This window comes from Tolypothrix bouteillei VB521301, from assembly GCF_000760695.4.
GTDB classification, from domain to species: domain Bacteria; phylum Cyanobacteriota; class Cyanobacteriia; order Cyanobacteriales; family Nostocaceae; genus Scytonema; species Scytonema bouteillei_A.
Genome location: NZ_JHEG04000001.1, coordinates 4,152,365 through 4,174,884, shown reverse-complemented (window position 1 = coordinate 4,174,884; position 22,520 = coordinate 4,152,365). Strand labels below are relative to the sequence as shown.

18 protein-coding genes and 1 tRNA gene are annotated in these 22,520 nt (G+C 43.2%); 14 read left to right on the top strand and 5 right to left on the bottom strand.

Annotation, left to right across the window (positions count from 1 at the left end; translation table 11 throughout):
- Positions 1 to 193, bottom strand: a 193-nt coding sequence (locus HC643_RS41395) for a hypothetical protein (protein ID WP_237265893.1), incomplete at its 3' end; no start/stop codon positions are given.
- Between the two features lies 1 nt (position 194).
- On the opposite strand from HC643_RS41395, the gene HC643_RS16610 reads away from it, so the two are divergent.
- From HC643_RS16610 to HC643_RS16585, 6 genes are all read left to right on the top strand, one after another.
- Positions 195 to 1,157, top strand: a complete 963-nt coding sequence (locus HC643_RS16610) for a DUF1822 family protein (protein ID WP_038092537.1) — start codon at positions 195 to 197, stop codon at positions 1,155 to 1,157.
- 124 nt (positions 1,158 to 1,281) lie between these two features.
- Positions 1,282 to 3,624, top strand: a complete 2,343-nt coding sequence (locus HC643_RS16605; RefSeq protein WP_038092540.1) for a CHASE2 domain-containing protein — start codon at positions 1,282 to 1,284, stop codon at positions 3,622 to 3,624.
- 33 nt (positions 3,625 to 3,657) lie between these two features.
- Entirely contained in the window at positions 3,658 to 4,479 is an 822-nt protein-coding gene (locus HC643_RS16600) for a DUF928 domain-containing protein (RefSeq protein WP_038092545.1), read from the top strand.
- A 132-nt stretch (positions 4,480 to 4,611) separates the two neighbouring features.
- Positions 4,612 to 5,754 (top strand): SpoIID/LytB domain-containing protein, encoded by a 1,143-nt coding sequence (locus HC643_RS16595; RefSeq protein WP_038092548.1) that lies wholly within the window; start codon positions 4,612 to 4,614, stop codon positions 5,752 to 5,754.
- 93 nt (positions 5,755 to 5,847) lie between these two features.
- Complete coding sequence (locus HC643_RS16590; protein ID WP_038092551.1) at positions 5,848 to 7,602, top strand: ABC transporter ATP-binding protein; 1,755 nt, start codon at positions 5,848 to 5,850, stop codon at positions 7,600 to 7,602.
- Positions 7,599 to 9,407, top strand: a complete 1,809-nt coding sequence (locus tag HC643_RS16585) for an ABC transporter ATP-binding protein (protein WP_050045877.1) — start codon at positions 7,599 to 7,601, stop codon at positions 9,405 to 9,407. Before HC643_RS16590 ends, HC643_RS16585 begins: the two co-directional genes overlap by 4 nt.
- A gap of 45 nt (positions 9,408 to 9,452) precedes the next feature.
- Here HC643_RS16585 and HC643_RS16580 read toward each other — a convergent pair whose 3' ends face one another.
- Positions 9,453 to 10,748, bottom strand: a complete 1,296-nt coding sequence (locus tag HC643_RS16580; RefSeq protein WP_038092554.1) for a hypothetical protein — start codon at positions 10,746 to 10,748, stop codon at positions 9,453 to 9,455.
- Between the two features lie 15 nt (positions 10,749 to 10,763).
- Here HC643_RS16580 and HC643_RS42130 point away from each other — a divergent pair, with 15 nt between their 5' ends.
- Positions 10,764 to 10,895, top strand: coding sequence for a hypothetical protein (locus tag HC643_RS42130; protein WP_272899747.1), 132 nt, complete (start codon positions 10,764 to 10,766; stop codon positions 10,893 to 10,895).
- Between the two features lie 106 nt (positions 10,896 to 11,001).
- Here HC643_RS42130 and HC643_RS16575 read toward each other — a convergent pair whose 3' ends face one another.
- Positions 11,002 to 13,134 carry a DUF4114 domain-containing protein gene (locus HC643_RS16575; RefSeq protein ID WP_050045876.1) on the bottom strand — a complete coding sequence of 711 codons (2,133 nt, stop codon included), beginning with the start codon at positions 13,132 to 13,134 and terminating at the stop codon, positions 11,002 to 11,004.
- Positions 13,135 to 13,690: 556 nt separating this feature from the next.
- Between HC643_RS16575 and HC643_RS16570 the strand changes: the two genes are divergently transcribed.
- Positions 13,691 to 14,170 carry a hypothetical protein gene (locus HC643_RS16570; protein WP_038092557.1) on the top strand — a complete coding sequence of 160 codons (480 nt, stop codon included), beginning with the start codon at positions 13,691 to 13,693 and terminating at the stop codon, positions 14,168 to 14,170.
- 116 nt (positions 14,171 to 14,286) lie between these two features.
- Here the strand turns inward: HC643_RS16570 and HC643_RS16565 are convergent, their stop codons facing one another.
- A complete protein-coding gene (locus HC643_RS16565; RefSeq protein WP_038092561.1) occupies positions 14,287 to 16,473 on the bottom strand; it encodes a GumC family protein in 2,187 nt (728 codons plus the stop codon).
- Between the two features lie 364 nt (positions 16,474 to 16,837).
- Positions 16,838 to 16,909 (bottom strand) — tRNA-Gln (locus HC643_RS16560).
- Positions 16,910 to 17,200: 291 nt separating this feature from the next.
- Between HC643_RS16560 and HC643_RS16555 the strand changes: the two genes are divergently transcribed.
- The 6 genes from HC643_RS16555 to HC643_RS16530 all read left to right on the top strand — a co-directional run bounded on the left by HC643_RS16555 (position 17,201) and on the right by HC643_RS16530 (position 22,458).
- Complete coding sequence (locus HC643_RS16555) at positions 17,201 to 17,527, top strand: hypothetical protein (RefSeq protein WP_038092564.1); 327 nt, start codon at positions 17,201 to 17,203, stop codon at positions 17,525 to 17,527.
- 723 nt (positions 17,528 to 18,250) lie between these two features.
- Positions 18,251 to 18,565, top strand: coding sequence for a PqqD family peptide modification chaperone (locus tag HC643_RS16550; protein ID WP_038092567.1), 315 nt, complete (start codon positions 18,251 to 18,253; stop codon positions 18,563 to 18,565).
- The gene (locus HC643_RS16545) at positions 18,549 to 19,001 is read left to right on the top strand and encodes a lasso peptide biosynthesis B2 protein (RefSeq protein ID WP_050045875.1); all 453 of its coding nucleotides are present in this window, start codon (positions 18,549 to 18,551) and stop codon (positions 18,999 to 19,001) included. The genes HC643_RS16550 and HC643_RS16545 overlap by 17 nt, the downstream gene beginning before the upstream one ends.
- On the top strand, positions 18,998 to 21,028 hold the full coding sequence (locus HC643_RS16540; protein ID WP_038092570.1) for a lasso peptide isopeptide bond-forming cyclase: 2,031 nt from the start codon (positions 18,998 to 19,000) through the stop codon (positions 21,026 to 21,028). Before HC643_RS16545 ends, HC643_RS16540 begins: the two co-directional genes overlap by 4 nt.
- 199 nt (positions 21,029 to 21,227) lie before the next feature.
- Positions 21,228 to 21,434: a lasso peptide gene (locus HC643_RS16535; protein WP_038092572.1), complete on the top strand. Its 207-nt coding sequence runs from the start codon at positions 21,228 to 21,230 to the stop codon at positions 21,432 to 21,434.
- A 121-nt stretch (positions 21,435 to 21,555) separates the two neighbouring features.
- Positions 21,556 to 22,458 carry a hypothetical protein gene (locus HC643_RS16530; protein ID WP_038092574.1) on the top strand — a complete coding sequence of 301 codons (903 nt, stop codon included), beginning with the start codon at positions 21,556 to 21,558 and terminating at the stop codon, positions 22,456 to 22,458.
- Positions 22,459 to 22,520: the final 62 nt, after the last annotated feature.

The window sequence follows — 22,520 nt, the reverse complement described above, 5'->3', positions numbered from 1 at the left end:
TTTCCCGCCGTAGGGGACTGGTGAGACCAGCCCTGCAGGCGGGTTTCCCGCCGTAGGGGACTGGCGAACCCGAAGGGCGAACCCGAAGGGCGAACCCGAAGGGCGAACCCGAAGGGCTAATAGCAACTTCGTTGCATAAAATCTTTAACTTGGAGCGATAAGTATTTAGCAGCACTCTTACTGGGGATTTCACTATGAAGCGCACCATCTATGAACTAGACGATATTCCATTGACTTTGCCCATCACGTTAGCAGCTCGCAGAACTGCGGAGAAGTTTGCGAACGAGCAACCCACTCCTGAAAAAGCTGCACAAGTCCGGCTGAATACTCTTTGTGTATGGGTGGTGCATCAGTACTTGGAATTTTTGGGTATTCCTACTAACTTAAAGAAAAGTGACAGTTGGAACCCAGTGATACGTTTGTGTGCTGACGTTGCGGATTTGGAAATGCCTGGAATCGGTCGTTTGGAGTGCCGTCCCATACAACGTTTTGAGCAATTTTGTTACATTCCTCCAGAAACTTGGGAAGAACGGATAGGATATATTGTTGTTCAAATCAATGAATCTTCTCAGGACGCCAATTTACTTGGCTTTGTCCCCAGCATCTCTACAGAACGATTGCCATTAAACCAGCTTCAACCTTTGGAAAATTTGATCGAACATTTGGGAGAATTGCAGAAAACCCCAGCGAAGACTCTGGTAAATTTGAGTCAATGGTTAACTGGTGTCTTTGATGCAGGTTGGCAGACTCTCGAATCGTTATGGAACCAGCCAGAATTGAGACCGGGTTATGCTTTTCGCAGCAGTGAAATTGTTGACCGCATGCCAGAAAGCGATTCACTTACCAAACGTGGAAAATTGATCGATTTGGGAATCCAAATTGCCAATCAACCCGTCATGTTAATAGTGGAAATTCGACCAGATATAAACTCACAAACGAGTGTTCGCCTTCAAGTGCATCCTACTGGTAACAGTAGTTACCTAATTCCCGGTTTGCAATTGACAGTGCTTGATGGGTCGGGAGCGGTTTTTTTGGAATCTCAAGCTAGAAGTGCAGATAATTACATTCAGTTACAGTTTCAGGGTGAACCGGGAGAACAATTTAGCGTTAAGTTAGGCTTAAATGATGCTAGTGTCACAGAACACTTTGTGATTTAGTGAGTGAAGGACGAAGGATAAAAGATAAAGGATGAAGGATAAAGGATGAAAATCTTTTTCAGCCGATTTTTGTTTTAAGACTTCATACTTCTACTTCATACTTCATACTTCATACTTGTGTGTTATGTGTAAATTAGTCGTATTAAAATTTGCTGACGGTAGTTTTGAGCAAGGATTTTCCGTTACCCTTCAAATTGGTGAAGAAGGTGAGCGTCCTTCAACTGAAATTACCGGAAGATTGCCTGCAGCGGCAGAAATGCCATTGTATTACAATCACTGGCAGGTTAGTTACCGACAGTTAGGCAGTCGCTATCGTCTCTCTGCTGACAAAGTACAGGTGACAAATGTGTCTGTGACTCAGGATTGTCAAAACACGGCACATATTTTGCGATCGCGTTTTAACACCTGGCTAAAATCTGAGGAGTTTCGTCCTGTCCGGGAGAAATGGTTGGAAAAACTCCAGCCTACGGATGAGCTACGAGTTATTTTACAAACAGAAGATTATCAATTAAAGCGTTTGCCCTGGCATCTGTGGGATGTATTGGAGCGCTATCCAAAGGCTGAGTTAGCTATAGCATCGCCAACTTACGAGCGAGTCACTTCCAAAAAAACACGTAACGATCGAGTAAATATTTTAGCCATTGTTGGGAACAGTCAGGGAATTGATACTGAAGCTGACCTGAATGTCCTGCAACAGCTTAACGATGCAAATGTCACTTTTTTGGTGGAACCCCAGCGCAAAGAATTAACTGACCAACTTTGGGGTAACAGTTGGGATATTCTTTTCTTTGCAGGTCACAGTTCCAGTCAAGGGAAAGATTGTACCGGACGGATATATTTAAATCCCACTGATAGCCTCACGATCGGCGAACTCCGATATGCTTTGAGAAAAGCTGTGGAACGTGGTTTACAACTGGCAATTTTTAACTCCTGTGATGGATTGGGATTGGCGCGAGATTTAGCTGATTTGCAAATTCCCCAAATGATTGTAATGCGCGAACCTGTTCCAGATTTGGTAGCACAGGAATTTTTAAAGTATTTTTTAAAAGGGTTTGCGAGTGGCGAGCCGTTCTACCTGGCGGTGCGGGAAGCAAGAGAACGGTTACAAGGTCTTGAAGATAAATTTCCTTGTGCTACCTGGCTACCCGCAATTTGTCAAAATTTAGCAGAAGCTCCTCCTTCTTGGGAACAGATTACTGGCAACGTGGAATTACTGCCTTTAGAACCACTTCCTTTGCCGCCACCGCCACCTTCACCTAAAATTACTGTAGCATTTTTATCTTCTGTAGTCGTGACTGCCTTAGTGTGCGGGTTGAGGTTTCTAGGATTGCTGCAAGGAGCTGAACTGCATGCTTTTGACAATACGATCGCTTTACGTTCGGCTATTGTGAATGAGAAACCTGACGATCGCTTGCTCGTAGTGACTATTGAGGATGCTGATATTGCAGAACAACGGCGCAATGGCGAACGTTTAGATGGAAAATCTCTTTCAGATACCTCTCTTAACAAACTATTGGAAAAACTCGAGCAATATCAACCCCGTGCTATTGGTTTGGATCTCTACAGAGATTTTAAAGCTCAAGACCCCAATTTGATTACCCGTTTCGAGCAAACTGAAAATTTAGTTGGGGTTTGTAAGGGGAGTGATGGAGTTTCATCTGTAAACGGTATTGAACCACCACCTGAAATTCCAGAAGAACGCTTGGGATTTAGTGACTTTGTTCACGATCCTGATGGAGTTGTGCGCCGACATTTGCTTTACATGGACCCTGAGGCTATATCCTTGTGTCCGGCTTCCTTTGCATTCAGTACACAACTAGCATTCCGCTATTTACTGGCTTACGGCATTCAACCAAAGTTTACACCAACTGGAGATTTACAACTTGGCAAAACAGTTTTTCCCGGTTTGCGACCTCGCACCGGCGGTTATCAAAGTATTGATACCAATGGCGGTCAAATTTTACTGAATTATCGTTCATCCAAAAATATTGCCAAGCAGGTCACACTGACACAAATTCTGTCTTCTCCTATTAATCCAAGTGCAGTTAAGGACAAAATTGTTTTAATTGGGGTAGCTGCTAAAGGTGATTACCCAGATTATTGGGCGACTCCTTATGGAAGTAAGTTAGACGAGCAAATGCCAGGAGTATTTGTACAAGCGCATATGGTAAGTCAAATTATCAGTGCGGTTTTGGATAAGCGAAATCAACTGCAAGTTTTATCTCCATTAGTTGAAGTCGTATGGATTTTGGGGTGGTCTGTCCTAGGAGGAGTGTTTGCTTGGCGAGTTCGCTCGTTTCCTAAATTGGTGCTTGTCATTGGTGTTTTTTCTGGCTCTCTCTACATACTTTGCTTTGGTATGTTAATACAAGGATACTGGGTGCCATTTGTGCCTTCTGCTTTGGCTTTAGTTGTGACTGTTCTTGCTACGTCGGTTCAGAAGTCGGGGGTAGGGGTTAAAGAGTAAAAGTTAGATTTATTAAATTTTAAGTAATTAGTTATGATAAGAACATCAGGTTTGATAAAACTAATTTTGGCAGTTGCCTTCGGCTGCTTCAGTTTACTGGGGAGTTCAACTTGGGTGACCGCCCAGCCTGCTCGCTCGGGTGCGACAGAACGCCCTAACCCCACTCCGCCTGAGTCTAAATCGAGAACTCGCAGACAACCTATACGACTGATTTTACCTCCACTTCCTAAAGACATATCCTCTCCTGGTGGTCGTCGTTATGGTGGAGCTAGACGAACTGGGTGTCCAAAAGACGTACCATTGCAACTCACTGCCTTAGTTCCAGCCACTGAGTCACAAGGGACTGTTACAAATATTTGGGGTTTGACGTCAGCAGAACGCCCTATCCTGTGGTTCTACACGCCTTATAATAAAAGTTCTAACTATCCGGCTGATTTTGAGCTGCTTGATGACCAGTCAACTCCAATTTATAAAACAGAGATTTCCCTTCCAAATGTAGCCGGAGTCATTGGCGTTCCTCTACCTCCCTTGACAGCTGGCAAACAATATCGCTGGTTCCTCAATGTTTACTGCGATCGCCAACAGCAAGAAACTCCCATTTTTGTTGAGGGTGTGGTGCAACGCGTCAATTTGAAGCAAGCCATACAAGAGCAATTGCAAAAAGCAGAACCAATACAGCAAATTGCTATCTATGCCAATAATGGAATATGGCATGACGCGCTAACGACCCTAGCACTATTGCGGCAGAAAAATCCCAACGATGCAACGCTTGCAGAAGATTGGAAGGATTTGCTAAGTAGTATTGGTTTAAGTCAGTTCGTGACACAGCCGCTAACAGTAGCCAGTGACCCGTAACCAAAAAAAGCCCCTTCCCAGTTGCTAGTATTAAACGGTTCATCTATATTTGATTGAGTGAATCCCTATGGGAGAAAACTGAAGCACTTATCAAGCGTCCTCTAACGTACTCAAGCAAATTCCGTTGTTAGCATGAAATTCCAACTGTTCCCAGTTTTTTTATTTTCCCAGATGAAAGTACGTCATTGGTGGCTTGGTATCCTGATATGGATAGCGATGGTTGCTCCGGCTCAAGCATCAGTGATTTTACGTGTCGCCATTGAGAGGGATGTTAATCAAGTTAAAGTCGGTAGTTCTACGGCGGCTGTTGTAAAAGATGGTAGTGGTCGTACTTTAGGTCAACTCCCTCAATTGAGTTCTTACTATGCTCAAGCTGTTCCTGGGGGAGTTGCTTTAGATAGATGGCAATCTAGTTTATTCTGGATTGAGCCTATAGGTAAAGGGTATGTCTATATCGGAGATCGTTGGTATCGGGGTAGAACTCTAGTTGTTCCTTCACAAAAAGGTTTAACTGCGGTTAACTGGGTGGATATGGAGGAATATCTTTACAGCGTTCTGGGTGGGGAGATGGACTCCCGATGGCCTATAGAAGCACTGAAAGCACAAGCGATCGCAGCCCGGACTTATGCACTTTACGAACGAGAAAGACAGCGCAACAACCCCATTTACGATCTCGGCGATACACCAGATCGCTGGCAAATTTACAAAGGCGTTGTGAGTGAATCGCCTACTACTTACGCGGCTGTAGATTCCACATCAGGTAAGGTACTGACTCACAAAAATAGAATTATTCTCTCCGTGTTTCACGCTTGTTCTGGCGGTCATACTGAGGATGTTGAAAATGTTTGGGGAAGCCATGAGCCCTACCTGCGTGCTGTTCCTGACTTTGACCAAAATATCAGAGAATGCAATTGGGTCAAAACCTTTTCACCGGCGGAAATTAGCGCTCAAATTCCTGAGGTTGGCAACGTTAAGCAAATTGTACCCGAAAGCACTTCACCTTATGGCAGTGTGAAAGCTCTAAAAATTGTAGGCGATCGAGGTGAAAAAGTGCTCAGAGGTGAGGATGTACGTACAGCACTCAAGCTCAAGAGCACTCGTTTTACCGTCAGTAATGGTAATGGTAGCTTTACGTTAAGAGGGCTTGGTTTCGGTCATGCTATAGGCATGAGTCAGTGGGGTGCGTATAATCTAGCACTACGGGGATACAATCACTTGCAAATTTTAAACTACTATTACCGGGGTGTCGCTCTCGCTCCAATTCAGGTGAAATAGGATTGGCAATTGGTAATTGACGATCGCACTTGCAGCAGCATATCTCAACAAAGTACGGAACGAGGCTCTCATTTTATCAATTGAGGATGCTTTATGTTGCCAAATGTCCGCCGATTTATCACGATTTATAAGGGCTATGAGTGGTCTTTTTGGCTGTCACAAATTTTGCAGGCGATCGCAACGATTTTTACCCTGCTCATTCCCCTGATGACTCAGAGCTTGATCGATCGGGGCTTATCCCAGGGCGATCGGGAAGCCACAGTGCAAAGCGTGCTTTGGATGGTTCTATTTGCCGTGCTAGCGGCGGTTTTTACCCTCGCCAATTCTTTTTATGCCGTTACGTTTGCCGAAAATACAGCCCATGCTGTGCGGATGTTTCTGTACCGCAAAATTCAAACTTTTTCCTTTGGCAACCTAGATCGTTTCCCCACCAGCGATCTCATGGTGCGAATGACCAACGATGTCAATGCAATCAAAACGACTATTCAACTGATAATCCTATCTGTAGCCCAAGTTCCAGTCATGTTTGTCGGCGCATTGGCACTGATTTATCTAAACAGTCCCAGTTTGATGTGGATTTTGTTCGTTGTTATCCCCGCGATCGTGGCGATCCTTTTTGTCTTAGTGGTGAAAATAGGACCACTTTTTCAAATTCAGCAACAGAAGTTAGATGCTCTTAACAATATGTTGCAGGAAAACCTGGCAGGGGTGCGAGTGGTTAAAGCTTTTGTGCAAAGTGACTTCGAGAATCGTCGGTACGATCGCGTCAACCGAGACTTACGCCGAGCCACCCTGCGTCCGATGCAATATGTGGCATTTCTGCCTCCGGGCTTGTATTTGGTCATCAACTTAGCATCAGCAACCGTCCTTTGGGTTGGAGGGTATAGTTTCGATCGGGGCACTGTGACTGTGGGTGAAATGCTAGCCTTTACCCAATACCTCGCTACTATTCTAGTGCCTCTAGTGATACTGGCAGCGATCGCGCCTCAGTTGACAGCAGCAGAAGCCTCTGCCCAACGGATGTTTGAAGTTCTCGATACCATCCCCACCATCCCCGAACCTACCACTCCCACCAAATTAACCCCAGAGACTGTTAAAGGACGGATTGTATTTGAGGATGTTAGTTTCAGTTACCCCAGTTACAATGAGCGGGTGGGGCAACCCGTTTTACAAAACATCAATTTGACAATTGAACCGGGACAGACGGTGGCATTCTTGGGGACGACAGGTTCCGGCAAATCCACCTTGGTGAACCTGATTCCTCGTTTTTACGATGTGACAAGGGGACGAATTACCATTGATGGCATCGACGTGCGGGACATTCCTCTGGAAACCCTGCACCAAATTGTAGGTGTATCCCTCCAAGAGTCGGTACTGTTTAGTGGCAAAGTACGGGACAACATTTGCTACGGCAAACCAAATGCGACTGAAGACGAAATGATTGAGGCAGCAAGGGCCGCAAATGCCGATGGGTTTGTGTCAGCCATTCCCGAAGGCTATGATGCCACAGTGGCACGGCGAGGAGCCAACTTTTCAGGCGGACAGCGGCAACGCCTCTCGATCGCTCGTGCGGTAACCGTCAAACCTAGAATTCTCATCCTAGATGATAGCACCAGTGCTCTGGACATGGCTACAGAGGCGCGGGTGCAAGATGCGTTGAAACGCCTAATGGCAGACACCACCATGTTATTTGTCGCTCAACGAATCAGTACAGTCATCACTGCGGACACTATTTTCCTGCTAGAAGGTGGAAAAATTGTTGACCGGGGAAACCACGAGCAACTCCTTCACAGCAGTTCTCTGTATCAGGAAATCTACCGTTCACAATTGGGAGGTGTCACCGCATGAACAAGCCCTTGCTGCATCGAAAGGTAAAGTTTAAAGCAGGAGACCCGCCCCCAACCCAGCCACGTTTGAAGGTGTTGGGACGATTGCTCGGTTACATCACTCGGTATGCCTTAGAGGTTGTCGGAGTTATTGCGTTATTGTTGTTGAGTACAGTGTTAAACCTGCTTATTCCCTATTGGCTGGGGGTAGGGCTGAACAATCTAAGCAGCACTCCCGATCTAAGGGTCATTACCCAAGTGGCTATCGGGATAGCGATCGCAGCTATTTGCAGTTCCGGTGTCATGCTCTGGCAAACTCTGATGCTGAATCGCGTAATACAACGGGCACTTTATCGTTTGCGGCAGGATTTGTTTGAGCAGATGCAAACCCTGTCGCTGAACTTCTTCGATCGCCAACCGATTGGTGACTTAATGAGCCGTGTTACCAATGATACGGATGCAGTTGCCCAATTTTTTCGTAACAGCTTGAATTTAGTTGTTAGCGAAACGTTGCAATTGGTCTTCCTTGTTTTAGCCATGTTCCTGCTGAACTGGAAACTGGCGATCGCAGCTTTGACAATTGCCCCACTGATTGTGCTGTTTTTAGGCTTCATCAGTCAGATTGCGGGACCTGTGTTTGCCAATCTTCAAGCACAGATTGGCGAACTCAACAGCTTATTGGAAGAAACTGTCAGCGGGCAGAAGGTGGTAATTGCTTACGGTCAGCAGGAAGAGGCGATCGCAACCTTTGAGGATATCAGTCATTTAGCTCGCTTAGCAGGTGTCAAGGCACGCTTGCTAGCATTAGTAAGCGGTCCGGTTACCCTCGTTTTGACGAACCTGGATGTGGCTTTAGTAGCACTAGTGGGGGGACTACTGACCTTGCGAGGAGAGGCTAATATCGGGGTTGTTGCTACTTTCTTACAATACACTCGTCAGTTCTCGATTCCAATTGCGAGTCTTGGTAATAACCTAGATACTTTGCTAGCTGCAAGCGCCGCCGCCGAGCGCATTTTTAGCATTTTGGATGAACGACCAGCCATTGTAGACCAGCCCAATGCTCCAGAAATGCCACCAATTCAGGGCCACGTACTGGCTCGCGATGTAAACTTTAGCTATATTCAAGGTAGACCTATCCTGAAGCACAACAGCTTTGAAGCCAGACCGGGCGAAAAAATTGGCTTGTGCGGACCGACTGGAGCAGGGAAGAGCACCATTATCAACCTGATTACTCGGTACTACGACCTCGATGGGGGCGAAATTTTGATTGATGGGCATAACATTGCCACCTTCCAACAGGACAGTCTGCGGCGGCAAATTGGCATTGTGTTACAGGAGGCATTTTTGTTCTCTGACACAGTTATGAACAATCTGCGCTATGCCCGTTTAGATGCCACCGAGCAGGACTGTATTGAGGCGACCAAACAAGCCAATGCTCATGAATTCATTTTGCATCTGCCAGATGGTTACAATACAATGCTGACGGAACGAGGCAGTAATTTAAGCCAAGGACAACGGCAATTACTAACCATTGCCCGCATGATGGTTCAAAATCCCCGCATGGTTATTCTGGATGAAGCGACTAGCAATATAGACACCAGAACCGAACAGAAGATTCAACAAGCCTTAGATCGATTAATGCAAGGACGTACTAGCTTTGTGATTGCCCACCGTTTGAGTACAATTCGCAATGCGGATCGGATTCTGGTGCTTAAGGCAGGTGAAATTATTGAAACTGGTACTCATGACGAACTGATGCAAAAACAAGGATTCTACTATGACTTATTTATGAGTCAGTTCAAAGGTAAATTGAATTATGAATTATGAATGCTGAATTAAAAATTTCATAATTCATAATTCATAATTCATAATTTATAATTCATCATTCTTCTTAAATTCTTGTTCTAGCAAATCCGTTTCAGTAGAGTAAGCTAAATCGTCAGTACCGATGACTTTTGCTGTGGCAAATTGACGGGCATAAGAAATTTTTTGCTCCAGTTGCGTATTTGGATCTGCTAACAATCTAGCACGCTCCTGTCGAACGCGGTTGCGGCTGCTAATTTTGCTGTTGCGCCATTGAATCCAAAAGTATCGGATTAAGGGGATCGCAAGAAAACCCGTTCCATAAGCTAATAACAGCCAGTAAATTCCTTGAACAAAGGCAACCAATCCCCCTAGCTGTGCTGCTACTACGCCATCTCTTAACAAACTTCCCAACACTAACGCACCGACGAAATTTGCGACTCCGAGCCCAGCACTTAACATAATTTGCCCTGATGTTGCTGCACTGAATCGCCAAGAAAATTCCATGAGATGGTCTGATAGGGGGTCATAATGCTGTTGAGCATCACTTCTCCTTACGGATTTGGCAGATCCCTGCGACGGGATACCGCCCTGTAGTACTGCACTCACTTGCAATTCTGGAAAATAATAGACAATTTCTCCTTCGGGGCTGACTGCAGGTTGTCCGTTAAAACGAGTCAGAACGGGCAACATATAATCTTCGTACTCTTTTGCAGAACCTTCTCCTATGTCATCAAGATAAGGCGCAATCTGTTCGGCAACGATCGCACCTCGATTCTTGCGAATGACGCTAGCAATTTCTTGCCATCGGCGTTCTTCTAAATTGGCATTGGGGTTACCATCACCAAATAAAAACGAAAACACGGCTTCAAAGAAATTGAGATGGCTTTTTTCTCGCCGTCTTTGTCGTTGGTGGGTATCGTAGTCAGGGCTGAGATACCAAAAGATATCGGGGAAATAAAAGAAACTAAAACTGCTACCCCTGTCATCCCCATCCCGGTCCGAGTTGGCGGCAGAGATAATTAAGATAATTGAGAGCGTTATCAGAGCAATGGAAGCAATGAGGAAAATTCCAAAGGAAATACGAATTAGGTAAAAAATAATTCCCCAAATTTTTTGCCACCATTCCTGCAATCTTAATTGAAAGTATTTATTACGTAAAATATCTCGAAAGTTTTTAGGAAATAGGTAAACAATATCACCAGTCTCTGAAACTTGTAGATGTCCGCCAGCATCAGAAGCTAGGGCTAGTAAACCCTGATTTGCCTCTGCAACATTTAAACCAGCTTGAGTTGCCACGTCTCCAACGGTGACGCGATAACCCAATTGTTCTACAGTTCGCATTATGGTGGGATTTGGAGCCATCGCTCTTCCCTCGCAATGAAAAATAAGCTTACTGTTTCTAGTATAGAATTTGAGTTTTCATTGAGTGCCGATGGCGTTAGTTCTGACGTATGCAGCAATGAAGTACCTACACCGACTGGTACTCAGTACGGTGTAGGTACGTTATAGGAGGTTCCCATTTACAGGAATTTGCGAGCAGCTAGCTAATAACAAGCTTGCAATTGCAATGACACTTAAATATTTGCGAATTGCTTTTTCCGAGCGCTGCTGTTTGTCAAGAACTTTGTATCTTCACTTTAAAAGTCAAGTCATTGAAATCTGGATCTTGTGCATTGAGTAGGTCTTCAAACCCAAACTGGTTGTTGTCTAACAGCTTAACATGATTTGTCTTGTCAAGATTTGCCGCTCCTTGGCTAAAGAATGCTTGGAGATTACCAAATGGATTGTTGAGAAACTGCTCTACTGTACCATTAGCGATCAGATAAGGTGCGTACAAAGCTCCACCATCAAATTGGCTGATAAGCTTGCCTGTATTCCGATTTATCTCTCCCCCAGATACCCGTTGTTTCAGTGCTGCTTGGGCATAGCCAGGATCTTCCGGATAAATCAGTTTGTTAGTCATGGAATCGAGAACTGCTCCATCTGCACTAGCGATTTTATAAAAGCCTGCAGAGTTATTGTAGAAAGCGTCACTCTTAATGTCGTCGAGGGTGACGGAGACTTTGCTATCGACCTTACCGTCTCGATCGAGGTCAACCGAACGCAGGTCAATAAGTAGCTTTTGGGAGTCAATAAAGCTATCGACAGGAGTCATAACTTGATAGTCATCCGTTTTGTTGTTGCCTTTGTTGCTACTCGCACTGCTCGGTACTGGAATCTGTCCGTTGGGAACAAATTCAAATGCACCGGCGTCAGGTTGACTGTCTCGGAGAACACCACGTTGGTCTTTTGTAGTAGCCCCATTTGTAGTTCCACCACTGATAGCTGGACTACCGCTCTCAAGCACGTACATCAAACGGTTTCCCACCAATTGGAGAGTGTCGCTAAGCTTAAGGTCATCTACGTATGTAGCAGTTGCTGTGACTTTTGGTCCTAGGTCGCCTACAGTTTTTTCTACGAAATTACCGCCACCATCTTTCAACTGGTAATTCGTATGCATCTGTTGTGGAGATGCAGTGTTACCAGCGAAGATAGTATTGGTCAGGGTAATGTCATCACTGTTGCGATCGTTTGACCAAATAGCTCCGCTGTATCGTCCTGCTGAGTTGTTGACAAAAGTATTATTTGTAATATTTACGGGTGTGTTATCCGGCGTATTTAAGGTAAGAGCTCCACCCATATCGTCCCTCGCCGAGTTACCAGAGAAAGTAGAGTTTTCAATGTTAACTGTTAAAGTGCCATCGATCCAAGCTCCTCCACCTTGGTGCTCTGATGTGTTATTGGCAATGGTTGTATTGCGAATAGTCAAGTAACCGCTGTTAACACGTAGACCGCCACCCTTGGAGTTATTTTCAGCTCCTCCTCCATAGGTTACTGAATTGCCAACGATTGAACTGTCCTCAATCAGAATTTTATCGGGGTTATACGTCCATAGGGATAACCCACCGCCAAGACCCTTAGCTTTGTTGCTTTCAAAAACACTCCTACGGATAGTAATTTCACCACCTAGGTCATCTTTTTCCGATTTGTCAGCTCCATCAGTGAAGACAGCACCCCCATCTCTAGTACTTTCATTATTCTTGAAAGTGGAATCTTCAATAGTCAGAGGACCAAGTAGGCTGTAGACAGCTCCACCTTCACTACCCTTGTTATTGGTAAAAGTACTGCCTTCAATCTTGACGAAGCCATTACCCGGATCGAAGTCAGGTATACCTCCGGAGCCATAGGTGGAAATTGCTCCCGCACTGTGGTCATCATTGGCGATCGAACCATCATTGCCGTCAAACGTACTGTTACGAACAGTGAGGGAGCCACCAAAGCCAACGCGAATGGCTCCACTCCGCTCACCAACATTATTCTTAAAGAGACTATTTTCAACCACGACATCGCTGAAGTCATGAATCCGGATAGCACCTCCTGCTGCAAAATCCTGGTCACTCGTAGTACCAGCAACTGCCCTACCATCTACGAACGCCAAGTCCTTGATAGTCACGTTAATACGGTTCTCTTGGTTGCCGATATTGAAAATACGGCTCTGTTGATTGCCACTAATTGCTAAATTTGATGCATCTGAGCCATCAAAAGTTAAAGGCTTGAGAATACCAATTTCACCACTAGTGAGAATTATCTTGTCGTTAGCAAGATTGGAGGCAAATTTAATCGTGTCTCCTGGTTGAGCATTTGCGACTGCCTCTCTTAAAGAACCAGCTCCACTGTCTGCGGCACTGGTAACGCTGATAATAGCCATGAGTCATTCCTCGGGTAACATTAGCTGGTAGAGCCCCCGAAGTCACTCTTTCGATGGTTGTGCGTCATTACTAGTATTAACCTTGACAACAACTACACTTATGTTTCCATCTTGCAGCAGTATATCATATCTTTATTTTTTCGGTAGTGTTTTGGCAGTTAAGGTAAAAAATTTACTTTGTGCTCAGTAGAAAATTACCTTCTCATATCAACTGCTAATTACCTAAATGCTTGCTAGAGTAAACTTTAGAGACGATTTATAGGAATTTTACAAACCTCTCGTTGCCGGAAATGTAACACAAAAACGGTTTTGTGTGACAAAATATTACAAATAAAGCCAGAATAGGTATGAAGCAGGAGTAGGCTCGCAAACGACAACAGGCGATCGCAAACCAACGCAGGTTAGATTATATTTAGGTAAGCTAAAAAATCATTTGCATATGCCAAAATAAATCGTTTAGTGACTTTATCTGGTTTTGCTGCTGCTGATTTTTTAGCTTGTTTTGCGTTAAAATTATTATCCCCGGCTTGATAAATAGCAAAATTTTTGCCCTACCATGGTTCAATACACTCTTGCTCAAAGCCCAGAAATTGTTCTTACCGTTCCTGGAAAAGATTCCACAAAAGCCCGTGAGAAAGCAATGGATCAGTTGATGAAACTGATGGATGAAGGTAAACTTCCTACAGAATTAGAAGATGGCTTTGGTCCTCAACAACTGATTGAACTGAAAGAAGCCCCAGTTGAGACAAATAGTGATGAAGATGCTATTTCTCAAGCTGTCCAAGTTTTAAGCAATCTTGCTACGCTCAAACTAAAAGTGCAAGAGTCACGCACGGAAGCTCTGGAAATTCGCAAGGCAGTTGATGTTTTGTTCTTAGATAAATCGGTGACAGAAGAGGAGATCGCTCGTCTTAAAGAAGGTTTTAAAGTTCTCAAAAATTATGCTCAAGCTAATCTACGCTATCACGAAGCAAGAACAAAAGCAGAAGAAGCTCGCCAAATTCTAGATCGGGCTTTGAAATCTCCTGAAAAGTGACGAGTCAATGGGTGCTTGTATTTAGAAAAATACTGAGTTTATAGTTGCGCCATAGCGCAACCATAAACTATTACCCATTAACGTTTTTCTCCATTCTTTCTCCTACAAGAAGTAGACTAAGAATTAATGGAGTCTAAAACTTCGTTGTGTCCAACTCTTTCAGCGCTCATACTCTTGTAATATTGCTGATAGTAGCTGTAAGAGGTTGTAGTGGCATCCTTTGATTTGTTGGCTATGACTCCTAAAATTGGCGTACCCGAGACCTGGAGTTCTTCTAGTGCTTGCTGGAACATAGTCCGTTTGAGCTTGCCCAACCCAGCAACGAGTACAAGACCATTTGTGTTAACTGCTAGCAAGTTAGCATCTGCAAAACCAACTAGAGGGGATGTGTCATAAATGACTAAATCAAACGTGGATTGTAAGTCATTCATCAAATCCTGCATTTTACGAGATGCAAGCAATCGAATGGAGTCCGGTGGCGTTGGACCAGCACTCAACACAAACAAGTTATCCTCTAAGGGCGATCGCTCAATAACATTATTCCAGTCTAAGTCTTGGGCAATAATATCGGTTAGTCCCTGAATGTTCATTAGACCAACACGACTGTGTATGGTAGGGTTGCGTAAATTGGCATCTACTAGCAAAACTCGATGCCCCATCGCTGCGGCTGCAAGTGCTAAGTGTATTGCAACGGTTGTCTTGCCATCTTCTTGTCCTGGGGAACTAATAACTAGCGAACGAATCGGAGCATCTGAACTTAGAAGAAGAATGTTAGTGTACAGAGAGCGAAAAACTTCAAAGAAGGAAGCACGGGCTGCTTGTTGCTCCTCACTTGCTGCTTCTTGCCAAGCCATTGCGCCAAGCTCTTTTCTTAGAGGAACGACTCCCAACAGTGGTAATCGAGTCGCTTCTTTTAGGTCTTTAGATGTGTAAAAAACGTTGCTCAGCTTATCTATCACCAAAGCTGCGCCTGTACCAAGTAGTAAACCTAACAACGTTCCCAAAGCCAAATTCCGTTTAGTACTGTCTTTAACAGCCTCAGGCTCTGTCACTTCTGCCAGCCGGGGGTCAAGTAACTTCCATGATGGCAATGATTGAGCTTGTTCGATTTTCAGTGCTTGTTCTTTGGCTGTAAATTGAACCAGACCATCCGTAACAATCTTTAAGTCCCTCTGAGTATCATCGTATTGACGAATAACACTGGCTAAATTTCTCAGGTAGGTGTTAAAGTAGCTAATTTTTTCACCCAAAGCGCGATCGCGAGCTTGGAGTGCTCGGATGCGGCTTTGATAATCTCTTTTGACGCGATTTTCTTCAGCCGTTAGCATTGGGAGTAAATTTGCTCGCTGTTCCTGCAAGAATTGCAGACTTGGATTTGTATCTGTGAATTTAGCTGCATCTTTTTTCACTTCAATTTCCACTGTTTGCAGCTGATCTAATATCTTTTGATAGCGAACATTTTCACTCAGCACTGAGTTACCAGCCCTATCCCCTGGTTGTTGCGCCAACTCCCTTTGCAAGTCCTGGTAACTCGCTATCATCTGTTCTAGCTGTACGCGATTTTCTGCCTGCTGTTGCGTCAAAGTAGCAATTTGAGCGGATACTTCTTGAGCTTTCTGTGCTGGCTCTACCAAATTATGCTCTTGTCGAATTTTTTGCAGTTTTCTTTGCCAAGCTCTAACTTTTGCCTCTAAAGGAGTTTTTTGTTCTCTCACAAAATTAATTGCCTGCTGAACTTCGCCTCGACGTTCTTTTAAACTATAGGCAATGTAAGCATCTTTCAGCAAAGTTAAAGTATCTCGGACTAGCTCCTCGTCTGGGCTAGTAAATTTAACTTCTAAAATATTTTGTTGTTGTGATTCTATTTCTAAAAGTTTTGTAATTTTCTGGTAATCCAATTTTGGATATTTAGTTTGGTATTTAACTTGGAGTCTTTTAACGACTGGATCTAGCATCCCACGGCTTTTGAGAACTTGAATTGTTGTGGCAACGGGTTCTGCTTGTTCGGGAGGTGCTATTCCTTTGCCTTGGGACTCCAAGGTTTGAGGAACGTTAGCGACTGCGCGACTTTCTCCAGTCACTGGTTTGGTTAAAATTTCAAACTTTCCTTCATAGACTGGAGGATCTGTTTCTGCCTTTAAAACTGCTGCTGTAGCCACTACACCTGTTACACCAGCGATTAACAATGCACGGCGACGGAGAGATGCTCCCACTTGACCTAAATTTAGCCCCCCTTCATCTTCATTTGACTGAGTGGCATAGGCTTGCGATGACGGGTGTTGATATTGTTCTGACTTCAGCATAGCCTTGTATAAATTTTCTAATTTGTGGTTTTACGTAGTTGCACAGTGCAGCTCTATTGTGGATACACACTTACGTATGTCGAACTGCTAAGTGGTTTGACACACTCGATCAATGAATTCAAGCGCTAATTGCGTGTTCCTGACAATCTTCAGGAGATGCAAACTTTATCAGAAACGAGAGATCGACTTATTCACCCTGTTTGAAGTTTTGAAGAGTAGAAGTTACACTGAGGCGATGCACAATTATAGATACAGTATCATTATGCAACATAAATTTGCCAGTTACCTGTCAACTCAGTAACAATTGCGAGGATTATCGCATAAAATTACAGGGTAGACTCTTTCATGTCTACCCTGTTAAATACTGGGGCGCTAGGATTCGAACCTAGGGATGGCGGGACCAAAACCCGCTGCCTTACCACTTGGCTACGCCCCATCACATTCACGTTAATTAATATAGCAGTAACTCCAGGGGAAGTGTCAAGTACTTTGACAATTAATTTTAGGCAACCGGATTTGTCATGTTCTTCGACCCGATGCTTTCTTAACTTCTACCTTTAGGTAGTAGCTTTTTTAGCTTACATTCGCCATCTAAGGCTGACATAACTTAAAATAACAATCTATAGGTTTAGCTTTTACTTGGTATTCATTTTCATTTTAGGTTTTGATTTCTAGCCCTCATCAGGGCATCTCTCATGCCAATTCTCTGTAAATTTTCAAAAAACTTATGTTTTTTATCAGGTCAGGCATCAACTTCAATATCGTTTGTTTGTTAATACTGAACTTTCTACTGAATAAATTAAAACGCCAGAAGAACAAAACTTATGATTACACTCAGTATATTTGCGGTTGCGATTATGTATTTGAGGTAGCAGAGGGTGGAACGACAGGTTATATGACGGGACAAGGTAAAGGTATCAAACCAGGAGATTACATAATTTTGCGGGATGGTTCTATTTTATGTCGATATCAGGTTGCAGAAATTGATTATTATGCCGAGCCACCAGATATGTGGATGGCTTTACTCCAAAAGGTGACGGTTGATTCACAGTAAAACTCAGTTACAAGAATGTTTCTATCCAAGTTTGGTTAATTAAGCAATATCAATTGAGGAACATATTTTAAAAGAGAATTGAAACCTTTCTTGACAAAAAAATAGATTTCACTAGGATTATCAAATATTCATTTACAATTTCTTAAAATTAATATGTTTTTTTTATAAATTTACTTATCGTTTTAGAAACCTCATTGAGCGTATACTAGAATGAGAACGAAATTGAAAAGCATCTCCAAATTGGGAATATAGGGTTTTGTGTTTGGGTTGAGAATCTACCACTATACACAGTGAAATGTAGTAAAGCCTTGAATCTTTGAAAACTATGGTATCGGGGAAACGCTGCTTCAAAAAGATGTGAATGTAAAAATTGTTACAACGTAATTTTTTTCAATAAAGTTTCGTTGTCAGGCTATTATGCTGCAAGAATCACTGCCAATAAAATTGTTAGGTTGGTCGTGCAACAGAATTAATAATAGTCTATAGCAATCATAAATGATTTACAAACACCTCTTCCTTGTCTTCCTTGTCCTCCTTGTCTCCCTGGTTTAGATTTCAAATAGGATTGCTATATCTGGATGAAAAAACCTTTGCAATGAAAGATGGGAAGGTTCGAGAATCATCTGTTACTAAATAATTTTTGGCTAAAAATTTATAGCAACAGAGTTTTTTGTAAAAATTTTGAAAAAAAGTATTGAATCAAAAAGGGAAAATCTCAAGCTTATGGCACAAAAATCACTAGATGGGAAAGTGTTAGAGTCATCTGTAGTGGTAGCTGTTGGAGAGCAAATTTCTTCAGATCTGGGTGGAGAAGCAGTAATTTTGAATCTCAAGACAGGGGTTTATCACGGATTGAATCAGGTTGGTACACAAATTTGGAATTTAATTCAGCAACCTCAGCATGTAGAGAAGATTAAACAAGTGCTTCTACAAGAGTACGAAGTTGAAGCAGAAGTTTGCATGAGTGACTTATTAGAACTGCTAAATAATTTAAAAACTACAGGGCTAGTTGAGGTAAGGGATGAGACAGCTACATAGCTTGTTCAAACTTTCAGGGAGCGATCGCTCTCTGTTAGCAATAACTGTGATTCTGTTGGGAACTATCAGGATGGGGTTATGGCTGTTGGAGTTTCGCGTATTACTTAAACTTCTGAACAAGATCGGTCAATCGAATTTCCTGATTTTTACTTCTCCTAGCAGTTCTGTTTCTGTGAGCAAAATTATTTGGGCTGTAAACGTAGCTAGCCGTTATATGCCATATGGGGTAAAGTGTTTGGCGCGTGCTTTGACTGCTTGGGTGCTAATGAGCCGTTACGGGTATTCGTCCGAACTACGGATAGGTGTTGCCAAAGACACAGCAGGAAGGTTAGAGGCTCATGCTTGGATTGAGTATGAAGGACGAGTTGCGATTGGTAATTTGATAGACCTCTCTCGATTTACTCCACTGCCATCTTTACAAGGAGTCAAATTATGAGCGGTATTGTAGGGATATATTACCTTGATAATCGTTATGTAGAGCATCAAGAGCTACTGTCAATGACTGATACCTTGGTACACCGGGGACCCGATGGTGCAGACATTTGGGTTAGCGGGTCTGTAGGTTTGGGACACCGAATGCTGTGGACGACGCCAGAATCTATATTCGAGAAACTACCACTCGTTAATGAAACAGGCGATTTAGCTATTACCGCAGATGCTCGTATTGATAATCGAGAGGAGTTGATCTCTAAGCTAGATTTCTGCGATCGCCCAATAGAAAAAATTACAGATAGTGAATTTATCCTTGCTGCTTATAAGAAGTGGGGTGAATCTTGTCCGGAGCATCTTTTGGGAGACTTTGCCTTTGCGATTTGGGATAGGCACAAGAAATGTTTATTCTGTGCGCGAGATCATTTTGGAGTCAAGCCTTTTTATTACTATTGTCAACCGCGTCAAGGCTTTTTATTTGCCTCTGAGATCAAGGCATTGCTGTGTTTAGCAGAAGTACCTCATTGCCTTGATGAAGTTAGAATTGCTGACTTTTTGACCTTGATGATGGAAGACAAAGGCATCACAACCTACAAAGACATCCTACGGCTTCCACCAGCGCACAGTATGGTTGTCAATGAATCAGAACTACGCCTGTGGTCTTACTGGTCTCTCGACCCTAACCGTGAAATTAAGTTAGAGTCTGATGAAGATTACGCCGAGGAATTTAAAAAAATTTTTACAGAAGCAGTGCGTTGCCGTCTGCGTAGCGCTTTTCCCATAATCAGCCACTTGAGTGGTGGATTAGATTCTTCTGCTGTAACTTGTGTAGCTCGAAACTTATTAACTGAATCAGAAAAATATCAATTATATACAATCTCAACTATTTTTGATAAGATTACCGAGTGTGACGAACGTCCGTATATTAATGCAGTATTAGACCAAGGAGGATGCATTCCTCATTATGTTTATGGAGACCAGCTGAGTCCGCTATCTAACCTCGATTGCATTTTTCAGTACGAAGATGAAGCCCTGCTTGGTTCCAGTTATTTTTATCCTTGGAACTTGAACCGCACTATCAAGAATTTAGGGATGCGAATTTGCCTTGATGGTTTTGACGGTGACACGACAGTTTGTCACGGTATGAGCAGGCTTACAGAACTTGCATATCAAGGAAAGTGGAAAACCTTTATACAGGAAGTAACAAAAGTTTCGCAACACTTTAATTTCTCTCCTAGTGCTATGTTTCGGGGTTACGGTCTGCCTTACCTCAAGAATTTAGCAAAACAGTGGCGTTGGATAGAATTTGCCAATGCCGTGCAGTTAATTCACAAGCATTTTGGTAGTTCGCGCAAACAGTTAATTTTGCATCACGGGCTTAAACCTCTACTTCCAAGAGTACTACAGAAGTTTTTCCAGTGGCGGAGAAAGCAGAAGAGGTCACTAGCTTCAGCAACTTCCCAAACTTCTCTAGTCAATCGTGACTTTGCAGAAAGTATTGATTTGGATAAACGTATCCAGCAGTTAGTTAGTTCCACCAACCAACCCCTAAGTGTAAGAGAAGAGCATTGGCGTAATCTAACTCAGGGTATATTAGCATACACCCTAGAGCAGATGGATCGGTGTGCGGCAATGTTTTCCTTGGAAGCTCGTCATCCATTTATGGATAAAAGACTGGTTGAATTCTGTCTGGCACTACCTTCCGAGCAAAAGTTGTACCAAGGTTGGAGCCGGATGATTATGCGCCGTGGTTTGGCAGGTATTTTGCCAGAGAAAGTTCAATGGCGTGGGGGAAAAGCGGATCTGACACCCAATTTCAATGACGGGTTTTTAAACCGCGATCGTCAACTTCTAGATGAGGTCATGTCTCACAAAATAGAAAGCATGGCAAAATATATTGATTTGGATTTTTTGCAAGCAGCTTATCAACGAATCTTATCACCAGGGAGTCAAATCGCTGACAGTGATTGTATAGCAGTTTGGCAAGCAGTGATTTTGGCATTATCGCTGGAATTTAAAGGATTAGTACCCTAATTACGTAAACTTGGCAGGTGGTGAATCTGTATAGATAACAGTGCGATCGCCGTAAGTCCAGTTAAGCTGGTGCATCACCACAGACTGAGAGCTTGGCAGGTTGTGGTTTTAATCAAAAAGCTACGCTGTAAGTCCAGGTTGGTGCTATCTGCAACAAATAACTCCGTTAACTATATACTCAAAATCAGGAGATAGATTCATGAAAAGTAGATACACAGCTCCCAAGCTGACTGTTTACGGTAATGTTGCTGAGATTACCCAAATTCTTGGCAGCTCATCAAACAATGACTTTTTGTTCTTCAACGGCAATGTTAACTCCAGTGCTGCGGCTTCCCCCGACGCGGGTTCAAGCGATCTTTGTATAGGACCTGCTCCATCTAACGCTAATTGCGGAAAGTTGGAATAAAGTTAGACGCAAAGGCGCAAATGTAGGAATCCTATTGGACTTTTGAAAGATAAAGTAGGGTGGGCATTGCCCACCTTACGAAACTTTTGGTAGGCAATACTTATCTAACCTCGGATTTATTATGAAAATCTACAAAGCATACAACTTATGCATTGCGTCAGAATTGCCACTTGCTCAATTAATTGAAACTGAGGATGAGCCTGATATAATTGTACGATTTGGTAAAGTAGATCGTGCAACTGCAAGGGAACAAGAAGGTAGCAAAAATGTTGTGGGAGGAATACCAGAAGTAGGTGAGTTTTTGATTCGTGACGGACAGGAAATTGTTATGAATCCCGTACCGCATGTGGACGAAACTCTTCTAAGCACTGTAATTTTAGGTCCTGTATTATGCGTACTGCTGCGTCAAAGGGGACTACTAGTTCTACATGCAAGTTGTATTCGTATGGACAAAAAAGCAGTGGCGTTTATGGGTGGTTCCGGGTGGGGTAAGTCAACTTTAGCAGCAGCATTTCATAGTAAAGGGTACGACATATTAACAGATGATGCCATGGCTATTCAATTTGCGGCAGGCAACCCGATTGTTATTCCTGCTTATCCTCAGTTCAAACTTTTTCCCGAGGCACTTACTTCTTTAGGACACGATACTAAGGGGTTGCATCCGGTTTTCCAAAATGCATCCAAATTATCTTATAAGTTTGCTCGTGGTTTCTACTCATCTCCCTTACCGCTTGAGCGAATTTATGTACTTGCTAAAGGAACATCTCACGAAATCGTCAAGCTACAACCTCAGGAAGCTTTTATTGAGTTAGTACGTCATACTCGCGCCATGAAAGTCATGACAGATGCAGAATTTATGAATTCTCATATGCGTTTGTGTGGCGAGCTTATTAAAAATATTAGTTTCTGTCGTTTCACTCGCAAACCCGGCTTAACTGATTTACCACAACTTGTAAAGTTGATTGAGAATGACTTGATACCAACATCAAATTGTGACCAAAAAACGATGGCGAGAATTTTCTAGCTGCCTTTTATCGTTTACTGTTAGCTGTCAAGTGGCTTCAAACTCTATTCTTTATCCCTAAT

Bases quoted from the DNA above. Each gene is read 5' to 3' on its own strand.
- HC643_RS16610 (WP_038092537.1), top strand. From the start codon at position 195: ATGAAGCGCACCATCTATGAACTAGACGATATTCCATTGACTTTGCCC.
- HC643_RS16605 (WP_038092540.1), top strand. From the start codon at position 1,282: ATGTGTAAATTAGTCGTATTAAAATTTGCTGACGGTAGTTTTGAGCAA.
- HC643_RS16600 (WP_038092545.1), top strand. From the start codon at position 3,658: ATGATAAGAACATCAGGTTTGATAAAACTAATTTTGGCAGTTGCCTTC.
- HC643_RS16595 (WP_038092548.1), top strand. From the start codon at position 4,612: ATGAAATTCCAACTGTTCCCAGTTTTTTTATTTTCCCAGATGAAAGTA.
- HC643_RS16590 (WP_038092551.1), top strand. From the start codon at position 5,848: ATGTTGCCAAATGTCCGCCGATTTATCACGATTTATAAGGGCTATGAG.
- HC643_RS16585 (WP_050045877.1), top strand. From the start codon at position 7,599: ATGAACAAGCCCTTGCTGCATCGAAAGGTAAAGTTTAAAGCAGGAGAC.
- HC643_RS16580 (WP_038092554.1), bottom strand. From the start codon at position 10,748: ATGGCTCCAAATCCCACCATAATGCGAACTGTAGAACAATTGGGTTAT.
- HC643_RS42130 (WP_272899747.1), top strand. From the start codon at position 10,764: ATGAAAAATAAGCTTACTGTTTCTAGTATAGAATTTGAGTTTTCATTG.
- HC643_RS16575 (WP_050045876.1), bottom strand. From the start codon at position 13,134: ATGGCTATTATCAGCGTTACCAGTGCCGCAGACAGTGGAGCTGGTTCT.
- HC643_RS16570 (WP_038092557.1), top strand. From the start codon at position 13,691: ATGGTTCAATACACTCTTGCTCAAAGCCCAGAAATTGTTCTTACCGTT.
- HC643_RS16565 (WP_038092561.1), bottom strand. From the start codon at position 16,473: ATGCTGAAGTCAGAACAATATCAACACCCGTCATCGCAAGCCTATGCC.
- HC643_RS16555 (WP_038092564.1), top strand. From the start codon at position 17,201: ATGTTTTTTATCAGGTCAGGCATCAACTTCAATATCGTTTGTTTGTTA.
- HC643_RS16550 (WP_038092567.1), top strand. From the start codon at position 18,251: ATGGCACAAAAATCACTAGATGGGAAAGTGTTAGAGTCATCTGTAGTG.
- HC643_RS16545 (WP_050045875.1), top strand. From the start codon at position 18,549: ATGAGACAGCTACATAGCTTGTTCAAACTTTCAGGGAGCGATCGCTCT.
- HC643_RS16540 (WP_038092570.1), top strand. From the start codon at position 18,998: ATGAGCGGTATTGTAGGGATATATTACCTTGATAATCGTTATGTAGAG.
- HC643_RS16535 (WP_038092572.1), top strand. From the start codon at position 21,228: ATGAAAAGTAGATACACAGCTCCCAAGCTGACTGTTTACGGTAATGTT.
- HC643_RS16530 (WP_038092574.1), top strand. From the start codon at position 21,556: ATGAAAATCTACAAAGCATACAACTTATGCATTGCGTCAGAATTGCCA.